Source organism: Kaistella sp., from assembly GCF_032060305.1.
GTDB classification, from domain to species: Bacteria; Bacteroidota; Bacteroidia; order Flavobacteriales; family Weeksellaceae; genus Kaistella; species Kaistella yananensis.
The window spans coordinates 9079-18278 of record NZ_DAMBHK010000036.1 but is presented as its reverse complement, the minus strand read 5'-3'; the positions used below and the strand labels follow the sequence as shown (position 1 = coordinate 18278).

Annotated in this window: 10 protein-coding genes and 1 pseudogene; 8 read left to right on the top strand and 3 right to left on the bottom strand. The window is 40.1% G+C overall.

What is annotated here, in order from left to right; genetic code table 11:
* From V5N63_RS06780 to V5N63_RS06745, 8 genes are all read left to right on the top strand, one after another.
* The coding region (locus V5N63_RS06780; protein WP_332033334.1) for a TonB-dependent receptor at positions 1–1251 on the top strand (1251 nt) is incomplete at its 5' end.
* A 103-nt stretch (positions 1252–1354) separates the two neighbouring features.
* Positions 1355–2041 carry a T9SS type A sorting domain-containing protein gene (locus V5N63_RS06775; RefSeq protein WP_332020850.1) on the top strand — a complete coding sequence of 229 codons (687 nt, stop codon included), beginning with the start codon at positions 1355–1357 and terminating at the stop codon, positions 2039–2041.
* A 91-nt stretch (positions 2042–2132) separates the two neighbouring features.
* Complete coding sequence (locus V5N63_RS06770; protein ID WP_332033333.1) at positions 2133–2924, top strand: hypothetical protein; 792 nt, start codon at positions 2133–2135, stop codon at positions 2922–2924.
* Positions 2891–3406: an acyl-CoA thioesterase gene (locus V5N63_RS06765; protein ID WP_088468226.1), complete on the top strand. Its 516-nt coding sequence runs from the start codon at positions 2891–2893 to the stop codon at positions 3404–3406. The genes V5N63_RS06770 and V5N63_RS06765 overlap by 34 nt, the downstream gene beginning before the upstream one ends.
* Before the next feature lie 3 nt (positions 3407–3409).
* On the top strand, positions 3410–4345 hold the full coding sequence (locus V5N63_RS06760) for a 2-hydroxyacid dehydrogenase (protein ID WP_332033340.1): 936 nt from the start codon (positions 3410–3412) through the stop codon (positions 4343–4345).
* Positions 4346–4426: 81 nt separating this feature from the next.
* On the top strand, positions 4427–5704 hold the full coding sequence (locus tag V5N63_RS06755; RefSeq protein WP_332033332.1) for a serine hydrolase domain-containing protein: 1278 nt from the start codon (positions 4427–4429) through the stop codon (positions 5702–5704).
* Between the two features lie 28 nt (positions 5705–5732).
* Positions 5733–7418 carry an Ig-like domain-containing domain gene (locus V5N63_RS06750; RefSeq protein WP_332033331.1) on the top strand — a complete coding sequence of 562 codons (1686 nt, stop codon included), beginning with the start codon at positions 5733–5735 and terminating at the stop codon, positions 7416–7418.
* Between the two features lies 1 nt (position 7419).
* On the top strand, positions 7420–7878 hold the full coding sequence (locus V5N63_RS06745) for a heme-binding domain-containing protein (protein ID WP_332033330.1): 459 nt from the start codon (positions 7420–7422) through the stop codon (positions 7876–7878).
* Here V5N63_RS06745 and V5N63_RS06740 read toward each other — a convergent pair whose 3' ends face one another.
* From V5N63_RS06740 to V5N63_RS11920, 3 genes and pseudogenes are all read right to left on the bottom strand, one after another.
* Positions 7879–8208: a hypothetical protein gene (locus V5N63_RS06740; RefSeq protein ID WP_332033329.1), complete on the bottom strand. Its 330-nt coding sequence runs from the start codon at positions 8206–8208 to the stop codon at positions 7879–7881. It abuts the gene before it with no gap.
* Positions 8208–9023, bottom strand: a complete 816-nt coding sequence (panB, locus tag V5N63_RS06735) for a 3-methyl-2-oxobutanoate hydroxymethyltransferase (protein WP_332033328.1) — start codon at positions 9021–9023, stop codon at positions 8208–8210. The genes V5N63_RS06740 and panB overlap by 1 nt, the downstream gene beginning before the upstream one ends.
* A 75-nt stretch (positions 9024–9098) precedes the next feature.
* Positions 9099–9200, bottom strand: a pseudogene (locus V5N63_RS11920) (Crp/Fnr family transcriptional regulator); the annotation flags it as partial.

Sequence of the window (9200 nt, the reverse complement as noted above, 5' to 3'; positions counted from 1 at the left end):
TTGTGGGAGCAGAACCTTAGTGACCGCTGGAATCTGGAAACTACTTTCCATTATACAATTGGCAAGGGGTATTACGAAAATTACAAACAGGATGCGAAATTTTCAAAATACAACCTTCCCAATATTTTAGAAAACGGTGCTGAAATCAAACGCAGCGATTTCATCCGTAAAAAATGGCTCGATAACGATTTTTACGGAGCCGTTTCTACGCTTTACGGAAAGTTTGAAAATTTGGATCTGAATTTCGGAATCGTTGGAAACCAATATTACGGCAGGCATTTTGGGAATGTTTCTGATGTGTTCCGCCCGCAGATTTTTGAACACGAATATTACAGAAACAACTCGCTGAAGAATGAAATTGCAGGTTTTGCCAAGTTTATTGTTTCTAAAAACAGATTTGAGTTTTTTGGAGATTTACAGCTGAGAAACATCACCTACGACACCAAAATTGTACAACAAGGAGATGATGAAGGAGTGAATCTCAATAAGAAATGGACCTTCTTTAACCCAAAAGCAGGAATCAATTATAAAATCCCGGCAGGAAAAATTTTTCTTTCCGCGGCCGTTGCGCACCGCGAGCCGAACCGGGATGATCTTTTCGCGAATCCTGAAACCGAAGCAGAAAAACTTTATGATTTCGAAGCCGGAATTGAAAAGACGCTGGGAAATGTTTCGTTCACAGGAAACCTTTATTACATGAATTATGTGAATCAGTTGGTACTGAACGGACAGATTAACAATGTGGGAGAATTCATCCGCGTAAATTCTGGCCAAAGTTATCGAATGGGAATTGAACTTGGCGCGATTGCAAAACTTTCGGAAAAGTTGAACGCCTCAGGAAATTTAACGTTGAGCAAAAACCAAAACAAGGATTTTAAAAACGAGACTTCTTCCGGCATTGAAATGCTTGGAAATACGCCAATCTCATTTTCTCCGGAGGTAATTGCGAACGTGTTACTTCAGTTTAATCCGACTGAAAAATTCAGCTTAGGAATTCAGAACCAATATGTTGGAAGTCAGTTTTTAGATAACACCAACAATGAAAGCCTGAAACTCGATGATTATTTCCTTAGCGATTTCAATATAAAATATACTTTAAATCTAAAGAAAACTGATGTTGATTTTAAATTTTTGCTCAACAATATTTTCAATAAAAAATACGTAAACAACGGCTATGTGTACGACGGACCGGTTTATTTTTCTCAGGCAGGTGTTAATTTTATGTTTGGTGTAAGCCTGAAGTTTCAATAGCCTGATGTTAAACTGACAGTTGTATTATAAATAATTGAGGAAAATGTTCCTGTTTTTCAAAAATTGCAGTAATTTAGATTCTACAATTTTAAAAGCAAGAAATATGAAAAAACTTTCCTCTTTATTTTTAGCAGTATGCGCTGCGGCTGCATTTTCTGCGCAACTAACAGTGCAGACTGTTTCCCAGGGTGTTGTAAAACTGACTTACGGTGCTACCAACGACTATTCGATTTATGAGCCGGGTTTCGAAGTTCCAACTTTTTGGGTTCATGTGTGGAGTAATGCCGCAGACAACAGTACGGGAACTGTGTATGATGATGCGTGGACCAATTCTACAGTGTCGATGAATTGGGACAGCAGTGCCGGTGCCTATGTAGGGACAATTAACCTGAACACCAAAGTTTTTACCAATGGAAACAAAACTTTCCCTTCCGGAACTACGGTTAATAATTTAGGTTTTGTTTTTAAAGACCAGCAGAATGGCGCAACGAAACAGTCTGGAGACCTTGCAGCAACCACATATGGGTTTACCAGTACAACTACAGATGCTACTTTGGCGGTTTCTAATCCTGTGACGGGTAAAAAATCCAATGTTATCGGAGGTAAACTTTATACGTCCAGTAAAGGAAATCTTGAAATTTCTGTTTACGAAATGTCGGGGAAACTTGTAAGATCATTCAAAGCAGTGGCCAACGGAACTCCAATTGAACTGAACGTTTCACGAAACGGATTGTATTTGGTGAAAATCACAAACGGTTCTGAAAGCGAAGTAGTGAAATTTGCTAAATAATTGATTTATCAACTGATTTAGAGATCGCTTTTTAGGAGCGGTCTTTTTTATTTTTGATTAAATGGTACAAAAAACATAAATTTGCGGCCATATGAATTTCTCTTTTCTCATTCTCGAATTTCTGAAGCAACAGGGCCAGGTTTTGGTGCCGGGTTTTGGGACTTTTTATCTGAAAAACACCAATGCTTTGGTGGATGAGGGCGGGAAAAGTATTTTGCCTCCCGGAAAAGAAGTCGCCTTTCAGATTGGGAATTCAGCGGCAGATGATTCGTTTGTACGTTTTGTCGCGCAGCAAAAGAATATTCCGGTGATTGATGCTGAAATTGAGGTGAAAAAGCAAACCAATTTCTGGTATTCGATTCTGGAGAAAGAAGGGAAGTTTGTTCTCGAAAATATTGGGACTTTTGTTTTAGACGACAGCCAGATTCATTTCACCGGATACCGGACCGAAAACCTTTCGCCTGATTTTTACGGTTTGGAAGAGATTCACCTTTCTGAAATAAAAAATTCAGTACCTTTAAGTAAACCTGAGGATCATCAGACTTCTTACCGTTTCAGTAAAAAGCTTTACTGGCTCGTTCCGTTGCTTTTAGGGGTTTCAGGACTGGCTTATTTTGGAATTACCCAGCCGGAACTTATTTTAGGAAAAAAATCTTTCGGAAACGGTCTGGAACCTGCACCTGCAACTAAAATTGTAAAGGCTTCCATTAAAAAAGATTCAGTTAAACAGGATTCTGCCACGCTGATGAATACGGTGACGGATTCTGCAAAAACAGATTCTTTAAAATCTAAAGCCATTGCACCCGTTCCGGGAAAAAAATGGAGTTCCCAAAAATACTCAAAATCAAAATGGAAAAAATCAAAAAAGCGTCAGAATCGTTAACGGTGATGACGAATATCGTTTTGCCAAACGAAACCAATTCTCTTAGAAATCTTTTCGGTGGCGAACTGCTCGCAAAAATGGACCGTTGCGCATCAATATCTGCAGCGCGTCATTGTGAAAGGCGTGTGGTAACGGCTTCTGTAAATCACGTGTCATTCAATCATCCGATTCCGGAAGGCGGAATTGTAGTGCTGGAATCCAAAGTGTCGCGCGCATTTTCAACCTCAATGGAAATTTATGTGGATGTGTGGCTCGATGATCCGATCAATCAGAAAAAAATTCATACCAACGAAGGGATTTATACGTTTGTTGCGGTAGATGAATTTAACCGTCCGATTCCGATCCCCAAAATGGAGCCCGAAACTGATATGGAAAAACTCAGATTTGATGCCGCTTTACGAAGAAAAGAACTTTCGCTTATCCTTTCCGGAAGAATGAAGGCGGCAGATTCCACCGAACTGAAAAAACTGTTCTCGGTGTAAATGATGAAAATCCTTCAGCTCGATACCAACCATCCTTTAATTACAGAACAGCTTTCTGCAAAAGGTTTTATGTTGGATGAAGACACCACGTCCTCTTATGATGAAGTGCTGGAAAAGATTGCAGATTATGAAGGCATTATTATCCGAAGCAGAATTCCTGTTGATCAAAATTTTCTCGAGCACGCCAAAAACCTGAAGTTTATTGCAAGAGTAGGCGCCGGAATGGAAAATATCGATGTGCGTTTTGCGGAAGAACGGGGAATAAAACTCATCAGTTCACCCGAAGGAAACCGCGATTCTGTGGCGGAGCACGTGGTGGGAATGTTGCTTATTATGATGCACAGACTCTTCATCGCTTCAGCTGAAGTAAAAAACGGAATCTGGAAGCGTGAAGAAAACCGCGGGGACGAACTTCTGGGAAAAACTTTCGGAATCATCGGCTACGGAAACATGGGAAAAGCCGTTGCCAGAAGACTTTCAGGTTTCGGCGTTAAAGTGATTTTTCATGATATCCTGCCCAATCTTTCCGATGAATTCGCAACGCAGGTTTCACTGGAAACTTTAAAGGATGAAGCTGATATTTTAAGTCTTCACATTCCGATTACCGACGAAACCTATCATTTAATTGATGCGCAGTTTATTTCCGGGATGAAAAAAGATTTTTATTTCATCAATACTGCCAGAGGGAAAAATGTGAAAACGAGTGATTTAGTTGAAGCAGTACGTTCCGGAAAAGTAAAAGGTGCCTGCCTCGATGTTTTGGAATATGAAAAGGCTTCATTTGAAAATCTGGAAATAGAAAACACTGACTCCGCATTTCTGCTGCAATCCGAAAAAGTCATTGTAACGCCTCACATTGCAGGATGGACTGTACAGAGTAAAGAAAAACTTGCGCAGGTTATTGTAGATAAAATCCTGACCGGGTTTGCTCAGGATTAACAAATTTTTATGATTTGAGTCTTATAAAACTGATGCGAAATCCCTTATCTTGCGGGCATTTTTCAGGTTAAAAACTCTTCAATGAAATTATTCCGAATTATTTTTTTTCTTGCCATTTTTAGTCTGGTCTTGTTTTCGTGCAAAAAGGAAAATACAGACAGCGAAGGAACCAAAACAACTTTGCCGAATTTCGGAAATGTAGAACTCGACGAAGTTTTTAAAGAAAACGACAGCAAACTTAAGAACAGGGATTCTATTGTTTCTGTCATCGACAGTTACTACAAAAATGTCTGGGAAAAAGGTGATCTCTGGGGCGGTTTTTTAGTAGCGAAAGGCGATGAAATTCTCTATGAGGGTTACCGAGGTTTTACCCAGGACAATAAACAGGGGCCGGTGAATGATACGGTTGCGCTGCACGTGGCTTCCATTTCAAAATCGATTACGGCGATGGCTGTCATGAAACTGATTGAAGCCGGAAAACTGGAGCTGGATGCTCCCTTAACCCAATATTTTCCCAAATTTCCTTATCCTAAGGTTACTGTGTTCACACTGCTTTCCCAACGGAGCGGTTTGCCGAAATACGAATATTTTATTGAGAAAATAGAGCCTGAACCTGCCGAACTTTCCAAAGAATATATTTCCAATCAGGATATTCTCAATCTGTTGATCCGTTATAAACCAGATCTGGCGCGGGAAACCAACACCGGATTTATGTACTGCAATACGAATTATGCGTTACTGGCCCTGTTGGTAGAGCATTCTACCAAAATCCCTTTTCCGGAAGCGATGCAGCAGATTGTCTTTCGCCCACTGAAGATGAAACATACCTATATTCTTCAGGAAAAAGATATGGAAAGCGCAGCAAAATCTTTTTACCAGCGCGGCCCACGCGTTTATCCGTATGACAGGCTGGATCTGATTTATGGTGACAAAAATGTTTACACTACACCGAGGGATCTTCTTAATTTTTCGAAAGCCATGTTTGCCAAAAACTTTCTGCGTGAAGATCTGTATAGAATGGTTTTCGAGCCTTACAGCAACGAACGGCCGGGAATTAATAATTACGGACTTGGTTTCCGGATGAAGGTCTTCAATGAAAATGAAAAACTCACGTACCACAACGGCTGGTGGCATGGTACCAACTCGGTTTTCGGCCATTTATTGAAATCGAATGTCACCATTATCGCAATAGGCAATAAATATTCGAGCAGGGTTTATACCTCGTTGGCGCTTTCGGGTTTATTTGAAAATTTCCCGTACGAAACCGAGAAATTAGTGAAGACATTAAACCAGAACGATACGATAAAAAATAGTTCCGGAGCAGATTCTCTGAATGGTAACGATTCCTACAGCGAATAATTTTAGTAATTTTGCGTAAAACTTTTTCATGAAGAAACTGTGTTTTCTTTTCCTGCTTAGTCTCATTTTACTTTCCTGTGCAAGGGTGGGTTCGCCTGTAGGCGGCGCCAAAGATTCAATTCCGCCCAAAGTGGTGGGTACAAATATTGATTCGTCGCGGGTGAATGTTCCGAGAGATATCAAGGAGCTGCGCATCGATTTTGATGAATATATTACGCTGAAAGAAATCAATAAGCACCTGATTATTTCGCCACCACTCCGCAAAATGACCAAAATTCTTCCCTCAGGAATGGCCAATAAATACCTGCTGATTAAATGGGAAGACACTTTGCAGGCCAACACTACTTATAATTTCAATTTCGGGAATGCGATTGTAGATAATAACGAGGGAAATGCGCTTCAGTATTATAATTTCGCGTTTTCTACCGGTGATAAAATTGATGATCTCTACATCAGCGGAGACCTGAAAAGTCTGATCAGCGATAAAGATCAGAAATCATCCGAACCGAATTTGGTGGTCGGGCTTTATCAGGATAAAGATTCCATGGATTACCGCCAGAAACCTTATTATATCACCAAAGCTGATCCCGACGGTTATTTTGAACTGAATTATCTTTCACCCGGAACATACAGGATTTTGGCTTTTGAAGACAGTAATTCGAATTCAGTTTACGACCCTGGAAAAGAAAAAGTAGGTTTCCTGAAAGACAAAATTGTTTTAGATAAAAATATATCAGGACTTAAACTCAATTTATACCCTTCCCGAAAAGCCCAGAAATATGTAGAAATGAAGGAAGTACCGGGAGGAATTTTAATGACGTTTGAAGGGAATCCCCAGAATGTAAAGGTTCTTTCCTTGAATGAAAAACTGCAGGATTATAAAGTGACGCATGCGCCGAAATCGGATTCTTTAACTGTTTGGTTTGATGCTAAAAAGCAAAATGTAGGAATTGCGACCAGCGAAAACCTGAAATTCAGTTATGATGATGGCGTGAAGCAGGATACTGTATCGGTTTTTTACCGTCTGAATACGAAGAACGAAATGGCACTTTCCAATTCAAAGGGTAATATTTTGCCTCCAAACCAGGATTTTGTGATCACCTCCAATTATTTTATCGACAACATTCAGCCGGAAAAATGGACTTTGGTTTCCGACAGTATTCAGCAGGATTTCACGGCGCAGATTTCTGAAAAAAATCCTTTTGAAGTCCGTATTCAGTCGCAGTTTAAAGAAGGTAAAAAGTATTCTTTAACCGTCCCGAAAGAAACAGTTTCGTCTTTCTATGAAACCATTCAGAAGTCTTACCGATTTGATTTTGAATCTGATAAAACCGAAAATTACGGAACGCTGGTCTTAACATTAGAGAATGCACCTGAGCAAATATTCTGGCTGCAGTTGTTGAGCGAAAACGGAAATGTTTCCTATTCAAAATACGGAAAAGAATCCAATCTAACCTTCAGATCGGTGAAACCGGGCAAATACCAGATAAGAATTCTGGTTGATAATAATGAGAACGGAATCTGGGATTCTGCCGATTTCCTTGCCGCGGAATTTGCTGAAGACGTCTATATCTTCGAAAAAAATGTGGAAATAAGGCCGCTTTGGGAGATCCGTGAAAAATGGAACCTTCAGCCGGGTGCTGAAACAACAATTTCTGCAGATCCGGCCAGTGAAATTAAACCTACAATTCCTGTGGAGCAGCCTAAACCGTGAGATGAAAACTTTTAAAAATATTGTTTATTGGTCGCTTATTGTGATCGCTTTAATTCAGTTTATTCCGGTGGACAGAACGAACAAACCGGTGGATCAGAAAGTAAATTTCGTTGCGGTTTTCAATACGCCGCCGAATGTAAAAAGTATTCTGAAAAATGCATGTTACGATTGCCACTCTAACGAAACGGTGTATCCGGATTATGCTTATGTAGCCCCGATTTCGTGGTCGATAAAAAACCATGTCAGTGAAGGGAGAGAACATCTTAATTTCTCGGAATGGGGGAATTTTAACCGTGATCTGAAGAAAAGCATGCTGCAGAATTCGGCACGTTCAATAAAGGACTATACCATGCCTTCGCCAGGCTACATTGCGCAGCATCCTGAAGCCAATCTTACCACGGCAGAAAGAACTTTACTTGTAAATTATTTCGAAGATATTCTGAAATCAGAGCGCTACTGATTATCTTCTTACAGGTCTCGGTCTGTTGAAGATGGAAAGAATAACGCCTGCAAAAAGACCAATGGTCTTAATGGAAATAAACTTGGAATCCGGCGGTAAAAAAGCACCGATAATACAAAGCGCAGCTGCGGCATACATCGGATACAGAAAGTTTTTATTCGTTAAAGTAGGCGCCTGGAAAAAGAAACTTGCTCCTATTAAAACGTAGAAAACTCTGTGGTAAAGGAAATCATTGATTTCCGGAGAAAAAAGGTTAAAAAATCCTGCAATTAAGCACAAAAGTGCTGCAATTGATAAAATTCCCTGGATGGTCTGTGTATTGGTATTCATTAATAACTTTCTGATTTGTTAGGGAAATCTGCGGATTTCACATCTTTTACATATTGAGAAACTGCTCCGGTGATTTCGGTATATAAGTCTAAATATCTTCTTAAAAATTTTGGTGAAAATCCCTGATTCATGCCCACCATATCGTGGTACACAAGAACCTGCCCGTCACAATCAGGTCCGGCACCGATTCCAATGGTAGGAATGGAAATACTTTCTGAAACCTTCTTCGCCAAATCTGCAGGAATTTTTTCGAGAACAAGCGCGAAACAGCCAAGTTCTTCCAGAAGTTTCGCGTCACTCATCAGTTTTTCAGCTTCTGCATCCTCTTTCGCGCGCACTTTATACGTTCCGAATTTATAAATGGACTGAGGCGTTAAACCTAAATGCCCCATTACCGGAATTCCAGCGTTCACAATTTTTCTGATAGACTCTTCAATCTCTGCTCCTCCTTCAATTTTAATGGAATGTGCACCGCCTTCTTTCATCATTCTTACGGCTGATTCCAGTGCTTTTTCCGGGTTGCTCTGGTAAGTTCCGAAAGGTAAATCTGCTACAACCAAAGCTCTTTCAACACCGCGCACCACACACTGGGTATGGTAAATCATCTGATCCAGCGTAATGGGAAGCGTAGTTTCGAAACCCGCCATAACGTTGGCTGCGGAATCGCCGATCAGGATAGAGTCTACACCGCCTGCATCCACCATTTTAGCAGTTGTGAAATCATATGCGGTAAGCATGGTGATTTTTTCTTTGTCGAATTTCATTTTTCGCAAAGTCTCGGTGGTGATTTTTTTAATTTCAGAATGTACAGACATGATCGATGGTTGTTTTTGGTTACTGAGAATCACAGGCGAAAGAATATTCATTCACCTGCGATCTTCAATAATTATTTACAGCGTAACGTGACCCAGTTTTATGAGTTTTTCGTGATTTAAAATCTTAATGGTTCTGCCTTCAACTTCGATGAGTTCATCCTGTTTGAATTCAGAAAT